Origin of the sequence: Lonsdalea populi (assembly GCF_015999465.1) — a bacterium.
GTDB lineage: Bacteria > Pseudomonadota > Gammaproteobacteria > Enterobacterales > Enterobacteriaceae > Lonsdalea > Lonsdalea populi.
Genome location: NZ_CP065534.1, coordinates 2,703,568 through 2,719,897 on the forward strand (window position 1 = coordinate 2,703,568; position 16,330 = coordinate 2,719,897).

Sequence of the window (16,330 nt, forward strand, 5' to 3'; positions counted from 1 at the left end):
GATCCCGGCACCGTAAAGTGGCGCAGATTATAGGGTTGCGACTCCATCTTGCCTACGGTCAAATAACATTTTTTTAAAATAACGTTATCTTATCGTCCTTTTCTTATCATTATAACGCTGAATCCTTGCCTGGCACCTCCTCGCTGCCCGACCTGCGGGGCGGATGGTAAATAAACACCCGCGTTTCATCTGTTTCATCCATGAGTTTCAGTCACGCTCGCATTTCTGAAATAGAGTGCGCTGATACCGGCGTCAGAAACAGGTTTACGCTTGTCCGCTGCAAAGAAATTGCTGACAATTAAATCATTATCTTATTTCGGGCTGCCTCGACAGTCCGCTCGGGAGGTCTCATGTCTGTGTCCGGTTCCGACATTTTTATCACCACCACTTGGCTGAATTCGCATCTGAACGATCCTGATATCACGCTGCTTGATGCGCGGATGCTTCCGCCAGGCGACACCACGCGGGATATTCAGGTCGAATATGAGGCCGAACACCTGCCGGGTGCGGCGTTTTTCGATATCGAAGCGCTGTCAGACGCGTCGTCGCCTCTGCCGCATATGATGCCGGACAGCGCATCCTTCGCTCAGGCGATGGGGATGCTGGGCGTCAGCGAAAGCCAGCACTGCGTCATCTACGATGAGGGCAACCTGTTTTCCGCACCTCGTGCATGGTGGATGCTGAGAACCTTCGGCGTGACGAAGGTTTCGATTCTGGTTGGCGGGCTGACCGGATGGAAGCTCGAGCAACGGCCCCTGGAGCAGGGAAACAACGGCCATTCGCCCCGAACATTCATGGCTCAGTTGGACGCTGGCGTGATCTGTCAAGCCGAAGTGGTGCTGGCGATCACCCGCGATAGTTCCGCGCAAATCGTCGACGCCCGTCCGGCACAGCGTTTCACCGGTGAAGTCGATGAGCCCCGTCTGGGACTGCGTCGCGGGCATATCCCCGGCAGCTTTAACGTGCCCTGGAATGAGCTGGTGGCAAACGGCGCGCTGAAAGATCCAAAGGAGCTGGCCGCCGTGTTCAAACAAAAGGGAATTGATATCCAGCGCCCCATCGTCGCCAGCTGTGGCTCCGGCGTAACGGCAGCCGTGATCGTATTAGCGCTGCATGTTCTAAATGCCCCTCAAGTCAAACTGTACGACGGTTCCTGGGGAGAATGGGGGGGCCGGGAAGACCTGCCCGTTGAGGCGAAGTGAAACGCTGACGACAAGCGGTTTAAAATCGACAAAATCCCAGTAAAACGGCCACATCGTGTGATCGTCGCAGAAGCCGTCATGACTGATGTTATGCATACACCGGTAACATCGCGGCGGCCTCACGTACTGGAGTGTCAAAAACGGCTGCGATCGTGATTCATCACGACTAGCATCCAGCGCGCTTTTGGCGCTTTGCGGTCAAGCGGTCAAGCGGTCAAGCGGTCAAGCGGTCAAGCGGTCAAGCGGTCAAGCGGTCAAGCAACATTATCTGTTCAGGCGCGGCTGCTGTTTTTGAAGTCGCGAAGAAAGCTGCCCCACTTACGCTCATAAAATGGCGTAGTGTGCTTGATCATATAATGGCTGATGCCCGGCTCGTTGTCGGCAACGACGCAAAGGTCAATCGGGCGTTCGTCCGGCAGCGTGTCGCTGGCGACGGTGCCCGCCGCCTGAACGATCGACTCGACGTCTTCATCCACATCGATGCCAACCAGCAGATGCGGCTGTTCTTCGTCAGGTTCCTGAATTTGCACCAGAAACGCACGGCGAACGGCGGGATATTTCGCAAATAGCTGGGTCAGAGAGTCGATCATCTGTGCGGGCATTTCTGCAGGCTGTCCAATGAGGAGCTGAGTGTCCTCCTCGATAACCTTCTTCGTCACGAGTCCCGTGCCTTCGCCGGCCAACAGGTGTTCAACCTCCTGCGGCAGAAACTCTTTGCCGTAGGGCAATTTCGGATTGAGGAATAACACGGCTCCCTGAGTCAGCTCAAACAGCGCACGCGCAGGCAGCGCCAAAAAAGACTGCTCTTCGGTGATGGCTGACTGCAAAGCCTCAAGGGAAGAAAAAAACGGGATCGCAGAACTGCCATCCGGCGTCTCCCAATGCTGAAGATGCACATGGCTTCCGGCCTGAAGCGTTTGCTCGCCAAAAGTCGTGTCGCCGACACTGTTTCCCAGTACATACACCGTGGCCGTCATTAGTTCGCTGAAAAACTCAGGCCGATGTGCAGGCTCCGTCGCTGCACGCATCAGCGCCTCTTCCAGTGTGTTTTGTGGTGAAAATTTCATCGTGCTCCTCAACGCTCTCGGCCCTGCGCGTTTTCAACTGCGCAAGGCCTGTTGTTATGCTCGCGCAGCATCACCGCGCGTTGTTCACTGCGGGCATAAACTTACCCGCCATCGCTTATTTAGCCGCCTTTGCTTAATAGGAAGTCCGCCAGCGTGCGAACGCCCAGTCCGGTTGCGCCCGCTGACCACTGATCGACCGCGCCTTTACGGTAAGTCGCCGAACAGTCGATATGGAGCCACCCCTTCTGGTAGTTCTCCACAAAGTGGGACAGGAAAGCCGCCGCCGTGCTGGCGCCAGCCGAATGCGCCGGGCTGGCGATGTTATTCAGATCAGCGAAGTTAGACGGCAGTTGCTGACGGTGAAACTCCTCTAACGGCAGACGCCAGAAAGGTTCGCCCTCGCGCCCGGCGCTGTTCAGTAAATCTCCGACTAACGCATCGTCAAAGCTGAACAGCGCATGATAGTCGTTCCCCAGCGCCGTTTTCGCGGCCCCCGTCAGCGTAGCGCAGTCGATAATCCACTGCGGCCTCTGGGCAGATGCGTCGATCAAGCCGTCGGCCAGCACCAGGCGCCCTTCGGCATCCGTGTTCATTACCTCCACGGTCTTGCCGTTGCGATAGCTGATGATGTCGCCCAGACGAAACGCATTGCCGCTTACCATGTTGTCGGCGCAGCACAGATACAGTTTGACGCGCTGGTTCAGCCCTCGCGCCGCCGCCATTGCCAGCGCCCCGGTTACCAGCGCGGCCCCCCCCATATCGGACTTCATCGAATCCATAAAGCTGCTGGGTTTCAGGCTATAGCCACCGGTATCGAACGTAATGCCTTTACCGACCAGACAGGCCATCACCGGCGCAACGGGATTGCCGGTCGGATTGTAGTCGAGCGCCAGCAATACCGGCTGACGGTCAGAACCACGCCCAACGGTATACAGGCCCGAATAGTTCTGCTGACGCAGGTCTTCGCCTTTAGTAATGCGGTAAGACACCGCGTCGCAGTTGACGGAACACAGCAGGTCCACCGCGCGGGTTGCCAACTGCTCCGGCCCTAGCGCTTCCGCCGGCAGGTTGATCGTATCGCGTACCCAATCGACGATTTTCAGTCGGCGATCCAACTCCCGCTGCGCAGCCTCATCCAGCTCGGCCCACTCGACGGTGCGCTTGCCCTTCGGCCCACGGTAACCCTGCCAGAAAGCCCAGCTACTCTTGAGATCCCATCCCTCGCCTTCCAGCTTGACGCGTTTGATGCCCTGACCGTCGATTTTACGGCCGGCGCGCTGGATGATAGCCAGCGGTTTATCGCCTGTCAGATGGATGGTAAACCCTTGTTCACCAGAGGTTAACGTTGCTTTTTCGCCCCAGCGAGCGTCTGCCGGCTGGTGGGAAAGGCTAATTGTCATAGCTTCGGTTGTCATAATCACGTTCCCTATTGCGCATGTCTTTCATCAGGCCGCTCAGCCATGAAGAAAAAAAACGGCCGCCGTGAAGGCGCGCCTGTGATGCTGGTAATTCAGCTTTTATCCAACCAGAGAACCGCGTCTCTTCCAACCTTTTTAGGTCGCGGTTCGATGGCCGATCGTTCAAATCATGCCGCTGCATTTTTCGTCATGCAGTTGGGCCGCTTCTAAAGGAATCGGTATGGCGATAATCAACCGCCGATCCCGTGTATATCCGTTTCGCCGCACGGGCTGACAGGAACAAAAGCCTTTGCGTGTATCAATATAGTGTAATGTGGCGTTTTTACGCCCCACACCTCATATTCACATGCGGTGGTCGTCTGAAGGTTTCAAAACACCGTTCTCTCCACTTAGCCAGTCGAGCACCATGGTCATATTGGTGCAGGTTTATGGCTAATCCTGCAGACCTTGCATTCTTCCGCATAAAACTCGTGCCAAGATACCATATATGCGCCTTACGACTGGCGTAACTCGTTGGAAGAGAGGATCGAAAACAAGAAAAATCCCGGATGGCACCAGCACATGGGAGAGCGAGATGAATAGAAATTCGGGTTGATAAGCAAATAAGCCGCGATGGCGATGAAGCGTTGAACGGTTCAACACACCTCAACCGAGCATTGGCTCAGACTCGCGCTAGGGTCATCACCGCATGGGACGCGCGTTGGCTGCAACGTTGACCGAGCTAAAGCCCGGCCAACCACGTCTGTTCGACTTATGGGAAACGTCAGAATTGAGGCGCGCCTGCAACGCGGGTGCTCCTGGCGCTCTGTTTGAAGGCTTTCCAGCCAGGTGAAAGGCTACGCAGTCGATCGACGGCTTTATGCACCTGCGCGATGGCGTAATCCACCTCTTCTTCCGTGCTGAAACGCCCCAGCGAAAAGCGAATAGAGCTCAACGCCAGCGTTTCATTTACCCCGAGCGCCCGCAGCACATAGGAAGGCTCCAGACTAGCGGAAGTACAGGCAGAACCGGAGGAGACCGCCAGATCTTTCAGCGCCATCAGCAGCGATTCGCCCTCGACGAAGTCGAAGCTAACGTTGAGAAGAGTGGGGATGCTCTGAGACAGGTCGCCATTCAGGTAGATCTCTTCTATATCCCTAAGGCCGTTCCACAACCGATCGCGCAGGGCGCGCAGCCGCGAAGATTCAGCCTCCATGCCCTCGGCGGCGATGCGATAAGCTTCGCCCATACCGACGATCTGATGTACAGGCAGCGTACCGGAACGCATGCCGCGCTCGTGCCCGCCGCCGTGCATCTGCGCATGAATACGCACACGCGGATTGCGGCGAACGAACAGTGCGCCGATGCCTTTTGGGCCATAAATTTTATGAGCGGAGAACGACATCAGATCGACGTTGAGCTGACCAAGATCGATCGGTAATTTGCCGACGCTCTGCGTAGCATCGACATGGTAGATCACGCTATGGCGATGGCAAAGATCGCCGATAGCGGCGATATCCTGCACCACGCCGACTTCGTTGTTGGCATGCATGATGGAAACCAGAATCGTATCATCGCGGAAAGCGGCTTCCAGTTCGCTCAAATCAATGATGCCGTTGCTCTTCGGCGTCAGGTAGGTGACGTCAAACCCTTCTCGCTCTAGATGGTAACAAGGGTCCAGCACGGCTTTGTGTTCGGTGACGCAGGTAATGATGTGCTTACCCTTTTCCCGATGAGCGCTGGCGGCGCCTTTAATCGCCAGATTGTCGGCTTCCGTGGCGCCCGAGGTGAAGATGATTTCACGAGGGTCCGCGCCAACCAGAAAGGCAATGTGGTTGCGGGCCACGTCCACCGCCTCTTCCGCCTGCCAGCCGTAACGATGCGAACGGGACGCGGCATTGCCGAACGTGCCGTCCATCGTCAGGAACTTCATCATTTTTTCAGCCACGCGCGGATCAACCGGCGTAGTGGCTGAATAATCCAGATAGATGGGTAACTTCATCGCTCATTCACTCCGTACTTCACATCAAAACGTACTCTGCGTTTTGTTTATTGTCGGGCGCTCCTGCCCGTGTCCCTCAGGGCCAACGCCATGCGTTGTCAGCACTTCTCCCGAACGCGATTAGGCGCGCAGATTGACGTTGATCGTTTCCTGCGTGCGGCCGGTAGAGGTACGGCGCGTATCGGCATCCTGACGGTCAGCAACATCAAGAATATCTTTGTTGTTGACCAGCTCGCCCAGGGTAATGTTGTTGAGGAAATCGGTGATGCGGTCGCTCAGATCGCGCCACAGCGTGTGCGTCAGGCAGCGGTCACCACCCTGGCAGCCTTCACGCCCCTGGCAACGGGTGGCATCGACCGACTCGTCAACGGCGGAAATAACCGCGCCGACGGCGATGTCATTGGCGTCTCTCCCCAACAAATAACCACCGCCCGGGCCACGCACGCTGGAAACCAGGCCGTTTTTACGCAAGCGGGAGAACAGTTGTTCAAGATACGAAAGCGAAATACCCTGACGTTCAGAGATGTCGGCCAGCGGAACAGGGCCTTCCTGAGAGTGCAGCGCCACATCGAGCATGGCGGTAACAGCGTAACGGCCTTTAGATGTCAGTCTCATATCAATAGTATCCGTAGAGTAACCCTGCGTTGTGAATACAGGGAGAGTCGAAATGTGACATTAGTCTGTCATTCCCGAGTATTTCAGTCAAGTATTTATCCGAGTAAATCACTCAACTATTACTCGCTTCTCAACGGTCATTTTTATGGATAGAACTGAGGATGCCACGCAGTATATTCAGCTCCTGACTTTCCGGGCGCGCGCGGGTAAACAACCTGCGCAGCTTGCTCATCACCTGCCCCTGATGCGCCTGGCGGATAAAACCGGTCTCCAGCAGCGTGGATTCCAGATGCTGATAAAAGCGCTCCAGATCGTCCACCAACGGATACGGGGTTTCTTCATGATCGGGCGTATCCATCTGTTCGTTATGCTGGTGCGCGACACGGATTTCGTAAGACAGAATCTGCACCGCCATCGCCAGATTCAGCGAGCTGTACTCAGGGTTAGCCGGGATCGCCACATGATAATGACATTTCTGCAGTTCATCATTAGTCAACCCAACGCGCTCGCGGCCGAACACGATGGCGACTGGCGCATGACGGGACTCTTGCGCGCTGCGAACGCCGCACTCGCGGGGTTCCAGCATCGGCCACGGCAGCGTGCGCGAACGCGCGCTGGTCCCAATAACCAGACTGCAACCTTCCAGCGCCTGATCCAGATTTTCAACCAGCGTCGCATTCCCGATGACGTCGCTCGCGCCGGCGGAAAGCGCAATCGCCTGTGAATCAGGCTTAACCAGCGGATTGACCAGATAAAGATTGCTCAACCCCATGGTTTTCATCGCCCGTGCGGCCGATCCCATGTTACCGGTGTGGGACGTTTCAACCAGGACAATGCGTATATTTTCTAACATGCTGACTCGATAGTGCGAAAAAGGAAATGCGGACTATGTTAACACAATCTTCGCTATTTTCTCTTTTGCTGGTATACTGCGCGCCGATTTCTGTTCTTTAACATTCTTGTGGACGATACCATGCATCCGATGCTGAACATTGCCGTGCGCGCCGCGCGTAAAGGCGGTAACTTAATTGCCAAAAACTATGAAACGCCTGACGCCGTTGAGGCTAGCCAAAAAGGCAATAACGATTTTGTCACCAATGTCGATCGGGATGCAGAGCGCCTGATTATTGAAATCATTCGCAAATCCTACCCTCAGCACACCATCATCAGTGAAGAGTGCGGAGAACTGGTCGGAGAAGACCAGGATGTTCAATGGATTATCGATCCCCTGGATGGCACTTCCAACTTTATTAAACGTCTGCCGCACTTCGCGGTTTCCATCGCTGTTCGCATCAAAGGTCGCACCGAAGTCGCGGTAGTTTACGATCCGATGCGTAATGAGCTGTTCACCGCCACTCGCGGTCAGGGCGCTCAGTTGAACGGCTACCGTCTGCGCAGCAGCAACGCTCGCGATTTGGACGGCACAATCCTCGCTACCGGCTTCCCGTTCAAGCACAAACAGCATTCCGCCAGCTACTTCCGCATGATGGAAGGTCTGTTCGGTCTGTGCGCGGATTTCCGTCGCACCGGTTCCGCCGCGCTGGATCTGGCTTATGTCGCCGCTGGCCGCGTGGATGGCTTCTTCGAAATCGGCCTGAAACCGTGGGACTTCGCTGGCGGAGAGCTGCTGGTACGTGAAGCAGGCGGTATCGTGACCGACTTCGTCGGCGGCCACAATTACCTGACGACCGGCAACATCGTCGCCGGTAACCCGCGCGTGGTGAAATCTCTGTTGTCTAACGTGCGCGACAACCTGAGCGACGCTCTGAAACGTTAAGTTTCTCTCGGTTAGCCGACGTCAGTGGGCTAACCGCCGCTTTCCTCTATCCCCTTAGTGACATCCTTTCTATTTACCACTATTTATCAATAAATTACCTAACCCCTCCATCATCGCGCTCATCAACACAGGCAAAACATCTCATAGCGAAGAGCGCGTTTTACGCGCTGGTGACGAGCAAATCGTCTTATGCATCCTCATACGCTTGTTTTGTTAATAATGACGAGAGAGAAAAGCACGAGCGTTGTCCCTGATCTTCCCCGTACACACAAAAACTCATGCGGCGGCAGCCTAAAGCACTCCACCTATATCTCTTCACAACCTGGTTCCATCTCCTTCTTAAGACGAAAGCGTGATTTTATGCACTTTAATCACATAAAGGCCGACCACATAACCGCTCGCTAATTTTTGTTTTTTAACTTTTTTGTTGGTTGAAAGCTATCTGATTAAATATGATAATAATTATTAAACTCATTTTAAGAATGGAGTGCGGTCGCATTATGTTCATCACCTTATTTCGACATGTTTTACTGGTCACCGCACTGGCGGCCTCTTTTATCAGCCATGCCACGCAGTATCCCGTCACGGTGACCGATCTCGACGGTCAGAACGTCACTCTCAAGCAAGAGCCCCGGCGTATTGTTCTGCAGGACGGCCGCGATATCATGGCGTTAGCGCTGCTGGATCGGGAAAATCCGTTCCAGCGGTTGGTAGCCTGGAATAATCTGCCCAGAACGTCCGATACCGCCACATGGAATATATTGAAAAGCAAATGGCCTCAGGCGGCGTCTATTCTGGAAATGGGGTTCAGCGACAAAGGCGATATCGAGCTGGAAAGCGTGTTGGCGCAGCGGCCCGATCTGATGATTGCGCAAATGCGCGCCAAACCCACGCTGACCGAAAGCGGCGTTATCAGTAAACTGCGCACGCTCGGCATCCCGGTCCTTTTCATCGATTATGAAGTCTCTCCCATCAAGAATACGGCGGAAAGCATCACCCTACTGGGGCGTGTACTTAACCGTGAAGACAACGCCAAAGCCTATACGGATTTCTACCGCCAGCATCTCGCCGCCATTCAGCAACGCACCGCCAATCTCTCGCCGAAAGCCAACGTATTCGTCGAGGCGCTGGCCGGCAGGTCCGAGTCCTGCTGCTTCAGCCATGCGCATAACGGCTGGGGCGGACTGGTCGAAGCCGCCGGCGCACGCAACATCGGATCGGAACTGCTTCCCGGCGCGAATGGCTACGTCTCTCTGGAAAAGCTCATCAGCATGAAGCCGGATGTGTACATTATGACCGGGTCTACGCGTGGTAACGGCACCAGTCCGCTGTTACCGCTGGGCTACAGCGCGGATAAGGCGAAGATTGATGCCAGGGGCAATCAGCTGCTTAGCCGTACGGGCGTAGCGCAAATTCCGGCGGTGCAGGAGAAACACGCTTTCGGCCTGTATCACCACTTCTACAATCATCCGTACAACATCATCGGTGTGGAGTACCTGACTAAAGCCATCTATCCCCATCAGTTCACCGATTTGAATCCGGATGAGTCCTACCGCGAAATCATTCGCCGTTTCACCACCTTGCCCGATAACGAATTTATTTTTTCCTGGAAACAGGCTAAGTAACGTTCATGAGTGTTACAACCGAATCGACTCACCACGGCAGCTCCGCTGCCGAAAACCGCATTATGCATCGTTATCAGCATATCGTCCGACACCGCCTGCTGATTATGTCCATCCTGGCGATGGCGATCGTCGCCTCGCTGCTGCTGGACTTTGTCCTCGGCCCATCGGGCCTGCCGCTGAAAACGCTGTGGCACACGCTGACCGACCCCGCCGCGGCAGATGCCGGTATTCGCGTGATCGTCTGGGATATCCGCCTGCCCTATGCGCTTATGGCGGTCGTCGTCGGTCTGGCGCTGGGGATCGCGGGTGCGGAAATGCAGACCATCCTCAATAACCCGCTCGCCAGCCCGTTTACGTTGGGCGTCTCCTCGGCCGCCGCTTTCGGCGCGGCGCTGGCCATCGTGCTGGGCATCGGCATTCCCGGTATTCCGGGCCAGTGGTTTATCTCGGCCAACGCCTTCCTGTTCGCGCTGTTGGCCGCGCTGCTGCTTGATGCCGTCACCCGCTGGACGCAGGTCGCCACATCGGGCGTCGTGCTATTCGGTATCGCGTTAGTTTTCACTTTCAACGCGCTGGTTTCCATGCTGCAGTTCGTCGCCAACGAAGATACGCTGCAGGGACTCGTCTTCTGGACCATGGGCAGCCTGGCCCGCGCATCCTGGGAAAAACTGGGTATTCTGTTGCTGGTGCTGGCTGCCGTCATGCCGCTCTCTATGGCTAACGCCTGGAAGCTGACGGCACTGCGTCTGGGCGAAGACCGGGCGGTCAGCTTCGGCATTAACGTGCGGCGTCTGCGTCTGGCATCGCTGCTGCGCATCAGTATGCTTTCCGCGCTGTCGGTCGCGTTCGTCGGCCCCATCGGTTTTATCGGACTGGTGGCGCCGCACATCGCCCGCCTCATTTTCGGAGAAGACCACCGTTTTTATCTGCCGGCCAGCGCCCTGACCGGCGCGTTGGTACTATCGCTGGCCTCCGTGGTGTCCAAAAATCTGCTGCCGGGCGTCATCATTCCCGTCGGCATTGTCACCTCCTTGATCGGCGTGCCCTTCTTCCTGAGTATTATTCTGCGGCATAGGGGGAGCATATGAATTCGTCACCCAAGGGGCTCACCCTTGCCCACTTCCACGCCGGCTATCCTAAGCGCCCGGTGATCGCGGATCTCAACGTGCCAAAACTGCCGAGAGGCAAAATCACCGTGTTGCTGGGGCCGAATGGGAGCGGGAAATCCACGCTGCTACGGGCGATGGCCGGGCTGGGCAATGCGAAAGGGGCCGTGTATCTGGACGACGTGAACCTGATGCAGCTGCCTTTCAGCAAACGCGCCGAAAACGTGGTTTATCTGCCCCAGTCGCTGCCGGCCGGGGTGCATCTGCACGTCCTGGAATCGATCATTGTCGCCCAGCGCGCCAGCGGAGGCTTGTCCCGGCCCGGCGATAAAGATGAGGTTATGACGCTGCTTCGACAACTCGGCATTGAGCATCTGGCATTGAGCTACCTGGACCAGTTGTCCGGAGGTCAGAAGCAACTGGTCGGGCTGGCACAGTCGCTGATCCGTCAGCCGTCTCTGCTGCTACTGGATGAGCCGCTCAGCGCGCTCGATCTCAACTATCAGTTCCACGTGATGGATCTGGTACGGCGAGAAACCCAGCGCCGGAACATCGTCACCGTGGTGGTGGTCCACGACATTAACATCGCGCTTCGCCACGGCGATCACGTGTTGATGCTGCAAAATGGACAGCTGATTGCCGATGGCGAACCGGCTGAAGTGATTACCGCTGAGAGTCTGGCCCGCGTTTACGGCGTTCGCGGGCGAATCGAGCGGTGTTCACAGGGAATACCGCAGGTGATGATCGATGGACTGGTCACGGAGCCGATGCAGTAACCTTTCCGCCCCGGTCTATGCCGGGGCTTTAAGCTGCTAGCCTCCCGACAGTCGTCGAAACGTAGGGAAACCGTCGTGATTATCCCGTAAACGGGCAAATCCCCCCATCATGGCGGGTTGAGCGTTGACGTACAGCCCCCCCCACCACCAGCAATGCGCCGCCGCTCAGGGACAACGCACACCAGGGGACCTGCTGCCAGTCGGCCCGGCCATCGCGACGTCATTGCACCGAATACCATCATTACCTCTGACTAATGATTTTCATTGAGGCAGGTCTTTATCTTCGCCGTATCCGGCAAACGTAAAAACAGGACCGGCAACGCCATCAGCGCCATCACCCAGAACGTTTTACCCTGCAAATGGCCGAACAGATAACCCGACAAGACCGTGACCAGCGCGATTCCGCCGCCCATCGCCAGCGCGGAATACACCGCTTGCAGTTTTAGTATATCGCTGCCCTGACGCGTGGCGATAAAGCGCATGGCCGACAAATGACATACCGTAAACGTCCCGCAATGTAGTATCTGAATCACGATCATCCACGGCAACGACGTGGTCGAGCCCATCAGCCCCCAGCGGATCACGCCGCATGCGGCGGAGAGCAACAGCAGTCCCTGCGCCGTCCAGCGCCGAAATAATCGATGACTGAACGCAAAAATGACAATCTCTGCCACCACGCCAAGCGACCAAAGATACCCAACCACCGACGCCGAATAGCCCATATTTTGCCAATAAATGACGCTGAAGCCGTAATACGCAGCATGCGCTCCATGCAACAGGGTGACGCCAAGCATAAAGCGCCACACGGCGGTTTGACTCAGTAGCTGACGCCACGGGGTTGTACCGGGATCGGATGCCGTTGACGCGGCCGCCTGCGGGGCGGTTTCAGGTCGAAACAACATCCCTAGCAACATACACAGCAAGCCGACGCACAGAACCATAAGAATGGCTGGATGACCCCAAACGGCCACTAAATCACCGGTGACCGCAGAACCAATAACGAATGCGACCGATCCCCACAGCCGCACCCGTCCGTAGTCCATCGTGAGCTGTTGACGCCAGGTATTGGCCAACGCATCGGTCAACGGGACCAGCGGTGCGAAGAACAGGTTGAAGCCGATCATGACCAGCAGCAGCCACAGCCACGCGTTGCCAAGCCAGAATCCGAAGGCCATGCTCAGCGATACCAACGCCAGACAGCGCGACGCGCCGATCAGGCGGGACGGATGGCTCACCCCGGCGGTGATAGCCAGACTCCCGCAGCAGCGAGCGACCAGACCCGCGCCGAGCAACAGCCCAATAGCTTCATCCGAGAGACCTTCTCCCTGTAGCCACCGCCCCCAAAAGGGCAAGAAAATGCCGTAGCAGAAAAAGTAGGTGAAATAGCTGAGAGCCAGCCAGCGAGCGGATCGTAAAACCATGAATTCTCCTGGACTCGACCGGCTACTTTGGCAAGGTTGTTTGACAGGCGCAACCACGGTCGACAGATAAAAAAACGCCAGCGTTGCGCTGGCGTCTATTCGCTGTGCGTGACGAAGCACGCATCGCAATCTTAGGCGTAAACAGGGAAGCGAGCGCAGAGTTCCAGCACTTTCTGCTTGGTGCGCTCAATCACAGCTTCGTCGTTGATGTTATCCAGCACGTCACAAATCCATCCAGCCAGTTCGCGCACTTCCGCTTCCTTGAAGCCGCGGCGGGTGGCGGATGGCGTACCGATACGAACACCGGAGGTCACAAACGGGCTTTTAGGATCGTTCGGCACGCTGTTTTTATTGACGGTGATGTTCGCGCGACCCAACGCAGCATCGGCTTCTTTACCAGTAATATCTTTGCTGACCAGATCCAGCAGGAACAGGTGGTTTTGCGTACCGCCGGACACCACGTTAAAACCGCGCGAAAGGAAAACTTCAACCATCGCCTTCGCGTTTTTCGCTACCTGCTGCTGGTAAACGGTAAAACCAGGCTCCATCGCTTCTTTCAGCGCTACCGCTTTACCCGCAATCACGTGCATCAGCGGACCACCCTGGCCACCCGGGAATACCGCGGAGTTCAGTTTCTTATACAGTTCTTCATCACCGCCTTTCGCCAGGATCAGGCCGCCGCGCGGACCCGCCAGCGTTTTGTGCGTAGTGGTGGTGACGATGTGCGCATGAGGCACCGGCGTAGGGTAAACGCCAGCGGCGACCAGACCAGCCACATGCGCCATATCAACGAACAGGTAAGCGCCCACGCTGTCAGCGATTTCACGCATTTTCGCCCAGTCAACCACCCCGGAATAAGCCGAAAAGCCGCCGACGATCATTTTCGGTTTGTGAGTACGCGCCAACTCAGCCATTTCGTCGTAGTCGATCTTGCCGGTTTCGTCGATACCGTAAGGAATAACTTTATACAGTTTACCGGACAGGTTAACCGGCGCGCCGTGCGTCAAGTGTCCGCCGTGAGCCAGGTTCATGCCCAGAATGGTATCGCCGGGCTGCAGCAGCGCGGTGTAAACCGCGAAGTTAGCCTGAGAGCCCGAGTGCGGCTGAACGTTAGCGTAGTCCGCGCCAAACAGCGCTTTCGCACGATCAATGGCCAGTTGCTCGACGATATCGACATATTCGCAACCGCCGTAATAGCGTTTGCCCGGGTATCCTTCCGCATACTTGTTGGTCAGTTGAGATCCCTGGGCCTGCATGACGCGTGGGCTGGTGTAGTTTTCTGAAGCAATCAGCTCAATGTGTTCTTCCTGACGCACTACTTCCTGCTGCATAGCCTGCCACAGCTCGGCATCATAATCGGCAATGTTCATTTCACGCTTTAACATCCGGATCTCCTGACTCAGCTAACGTGCATTTTTACAACGCAATATAATCGCCCCGAAAGGCACTGGCCTATAGTGTAAACCGATTTTCACCGGCGAAGATAGGCTTTGACAGAGGTTTTTGCGCAAACGATTAGCTACAGGCAGCGCAAGGGTTTGCGCTTTTCTCACGCTGTCGGTAAGCAGCGACTTTTTCTCATCAGCCACCTGCATTTTTTCATGTTGAGTTGTGATCTAATGGGCTGGCGCCTCTCTCTTTCCCTCATCATTACTCTCATCACTCCCTCTGGATTTTTCGCCCCGCGACCTCTAGGACCATTCTGATACTTAGTATTTTTAACGCATCTTTGATCAGGAATAATTATTCCCAATAATGACATTGGGCCCTAATGAATTGGCTGATAACTTGTTAATACTAAATGAATTTAAACCACCAGCTCTTTTATTCTTACACCAGGGAAACGTAGGCGATACACGTGGGCATAACAAGGAGATAGCCTTATGACTAATCTTTCACCTCGCATTGGACCAGGCCATTCCGGCCGATTGACCCCTTCCACCTTTTCGCTGAAAACGCCTTCACGTTTACTGTTCGTGAGCGTCGCGATGGCGCTGATGTCCTCCAGCGCAACCGCCGGTTCCCTGCTGACGCAGGAAGCCCTAACCACCGCACCCGTCGTCGGTTGGGCCTCTCAAAACGGTTCAACCACCGGAGGCTCCGCCGCAGCGGAAGAGAACATCTACAGCGCAGGCACGATCGACGAGTTCAAAACCGCGCTGGCTGCCGGCAGCACCAGCAAAATCATCCAGATTACGGCACCTATCGACATCAGCGGCGGCACCGCCTACATGAGCTTCGCCGATCAAAAAGCACGTAGCCAGATCCAGATCCCTTCCAATACCACGATCATCGGTATTGGCGACCAGGGTAAATTCACCAACGGTTCACTCATCGTTAAAGAGGTCAGCAACGTGATTCTGCGGAATATTTATATTGAAACGCCGGTCGACGTTGCGCCGCACTATGAGTCGGGCGATGGCTGGAATGCGGAATGGGATGCGATGAATGTTCAGACCGCCGACCATGTGTGGATCGACCATGTGACCATTAGCGACGGCAGTTTTGCGGACGACCTGTACACGACCAAGGATGGCGAAACCTTTGTACAACATGACGGCGCGTTAGATATTAAACGCGGCTCTGATTATGTCACCGTTTCCAATAGTCGCTTTGAACTGCATGATAAAACCGTCCTGGTCGGCCACAGCGACAGCAACAGCGCTCAGGATGCGGGCAAGCTGCACGTTACTTTCTTCAACAACCTATTTAACCGGGTACGTGAACGTGCGCCGAGAATTCGTTTCGGCAACATACATGCCTTCAACAATGTCTATATCGGTGACGTGAAGGACACGACTTATCCTTACCTGTACAGCTTTGGCATCGGCACCAGCAGCAGTCTATTATCAGAGAGTAACGGCTTTACCGTCAGCAACCTCCGCGGTAAATGCAGCGTGGTCAAAGCCTTTAATGGCAAAATTTTCTCCGATAAAGGCTCCATACAAAACGGCAACGAAGTTGATTTATCCACCTGTGGCTTTACAGCATATACGGACACTATCCCCTACAGCTATACCGTGCAACCAATGACGACCAGCTTGTCTGGCGAAATCGCCGCCAATGCCGGTTTCGGCAAACTCTAAATAAACAATAGCGGCAATCATAAAAGATTATTGATCAGGGTTGCCGCTTTACTCTGTTTTTATTTTATCGCGATCACATATAGCTAACAATAAAATAAGAAAAGGCCGATAAATAATCATAAAAATCTATTTATTAACACCTATAAAAATTGATAAGAATACGACACAACAAAAAAACGCCACCCAATATATCAATGTATATAGTTACACTCTGAAATTTTCATTTCATCTAAACCTCTCTTTAAGTAAAACATCT

At 55.2% G+C, this 16,330-nt stretch carries 14 protein-coding genes; 7 read left to right on the top strand and 7 right to left on the bottom strand.

Annotation, left to right across the window (positions count from 1 at the left end; genetic code table 11):
* Window positions 1-350 precede the first annotated feature (350 nt).
* Window positions 351-1,202 carry a 3-mercaptopyruvate sulfurtransferase gene (gene sseA, locus I6N93_RS11840; protein ID WP_085689026.1) on the top strand — a complete coding sequence of 284 codons (852 nt, stop codon included), beginning with the start codon at window positions 351-353 and terminating at the stop codon, window positions 1,200-1,202.
* 272 nt (window positions 1,203-1,474) lie between these two features.
* Here the strand turns inward: sseA and sseB are convergent, their stop codons facing one another.
* Both sseB and pepB read right to left on the bottom strand, forming a co-directional pair.
* Window positions 1,475-2,269, bottom strand: coding sequence for an enhanced serine sensitivity protein SseB (gene sseB / locus I6N93_RS11845; protein ID WP_085689029.1), 795 nt, complete (start codon window positions 2,267-2,269; stop codon window positions 1,475-1,477).
* A 119-nt stretch (window positions 2,270-2,388) separates the two neighbouring features.
* A complete protein-coding gene (gene pepB, locus I6N93_RS11850; protein ID WP_085689032.1) occupies window positions 2,389-3,684 on the bottom strand; it encodes an aminopeptidase PepB in 1,296 nt (431 codons plus the stop codon).
* A gap of 45 nt (window positions 3,685-3,729) precedes the next feature.
* Here pepB and I6N93_RS11855 point away from each other — a divergent pair, with 45 nt between their 5' ends.
* The gene (locus tag I6N93_RS11855; RefSeq protein ID WP_176222560.1) at window positions 3,730-3,897 is read left to right on the top strand and encodes a hypothetical protein; all 168 of its coding nucleotides are present in this window, start codon (window positions 3,730-3,732) and stop codon (window positions 3,895-3,897) included.
* A gap of 553 nt (window positions 3,898-4,450) precedes the next feature.
* Here I6N93_RS11855 and I6N93_RS11860 read toward each other — a convergent pair.
* From I6N93_RS11860 to trmJ, 3 genes are all read right to left on the bottom strand, one after another.
* Entirely contained in the window at window positions 4,451-5,668 is a 1,218-nt protein-coding gene (locus I6N93_RS11860; RefSeq protein WP_085689035.1) for an IscS subfamily cysteine desulfurase, read from the bottom strand.
* A 120-nt stretch (window positions 5,669-5,788) separates the two neighbouring features.
* Window positions 5,789-6,283, bottom strand: coding sequence for a Fe-S cluster assembly transcriptional regulator IscR (gene iscR, locus I6N93_RS11865; protein ID WP_026738381.1), 495 nt, complete (start codon window positions 6,281-6,283; stop codon window positions 5,789-5,791).
* 130 nt (window positions 6,284-6,413) lie between these two features.
* A complete protein-coding gene (trmJ, locus tag I6N93_RS11870) occupies window positions 6,414-7,136 on the bottom strand; it encodes a tRNA (cytosine(32)/uridine(32)-2'-O)-methyltransferase TrmJ (protein ID WP_085689038.1) in 723 nt (240 codons plus the stop codon).
* Between the two features lie 120 nt (window positions 7,137-7,256).
* Between trmJ and suhB the strand changes: the two genes are divergently transcribed.
* From suhB to I6N93_RS11890, 4 genes are all read left to right on the top strand, one after another.
* Window positions 7,257-8,060 (top strand): inositol-1-monophosphatase, encoded by an 804-nt coding sequence (gene suhB, locus I6N93_RS11875; protein WP_085689041.1) that lies wholly within the window; start codon window positions 7,257-7,259, stop codon window positions 8,058-8,060.
* 500 nt (window positions 8,061-8,560) lie between these two features.
* Complete coding sequence (locus I6N93_RS11880) at window positions 8,561-9,685, top strand: ABC transporter substrate-binding protein (protein ID WP_085689043.1); 1,125 nt, start codon at window positions 8,561-8,563, stop codon at window positions 9,683-9,685.
* Window positions 9,686-9,690: 5 nt separating this feature from the next.
* Window positions 9,691-10,773: a FecCD family ABC transporter permease gene (locus tag I6N93_RS11885; RefSeq protein ID WP_085689046.1), complete on the top strand. Its 1,083-nt coding sequence runs from the start codon at window positions 9,691-9,693 to the stop codon at window positions 10,771-10,773.
* On the top strand, window positions 10,770-11,567 hold the full coding sequence (locus I6N93_RS11890; RefSeq protein WP_085689049.1) for an ABC transporter ATP-binding protein: 798 nt from the start codon (window positions 10,770-10,772) through the stop codon (window positions 11,565-11,567). The genes I6N93_RS11885 and I6N93_RS11890 overlap by 4 nt, the downstream gene beginning before the upstream one ends.
* A gap of 251 nt (window positions 11,568-11,818) precedes the next feature.
* On the opposite strand, the gene I6N93_RS11895 is transcribed toward I6N93_RS11890, so the two are convergent.
* Both I6N93_RS11895 and glyA read right to left on the bottom strand, forming a co-directional pair.
* Window positions 11,819-12,988 carry a 3-phenylpropionate MFS transporter gene (locus tag I6N93_RS11895; protein WP_085689052.1) on the bottom strand — a complete coding sequence of 390 codons (1,170 nt, stop codon included), beginning with the start codon at window positions 12,986-12,988 and terminating at the stop codon, window positions 11,819-11,821.
* A gap of 131 nt (window positions 12,989-13,119) precedes the next feature.
* Entirely contained in the window at window positions 13,120-14,373 is a 1,254-nt protein-coding gene (gene glyA, locus I6N93_RS11900) for a serine hydroxymethyltransferase (RefSeq protein WP_085689055.1), read from the bottom strand.
* Between the two features lie 603 nt (window positions 14,374-14,976).
* On the opposite strand from glyA, the gene I6N93_RS11905 reads away from it, so the two are divergent.
* The gene (locus tag I6N93_RS11905; RefSeq protein ID WP_232100160.1) at window positions 14,977-16,074 is read left to right on the top strand and encodes a polysaccharide lyase; all 1,098 of its coding nucleotides are present in this window, start codon (window positions 14,977-14,979) and stop codon (window positions 16,072-16,074) included.
* Window positions 16,075-16,330 lie beyond the last annotated feature (256 nt).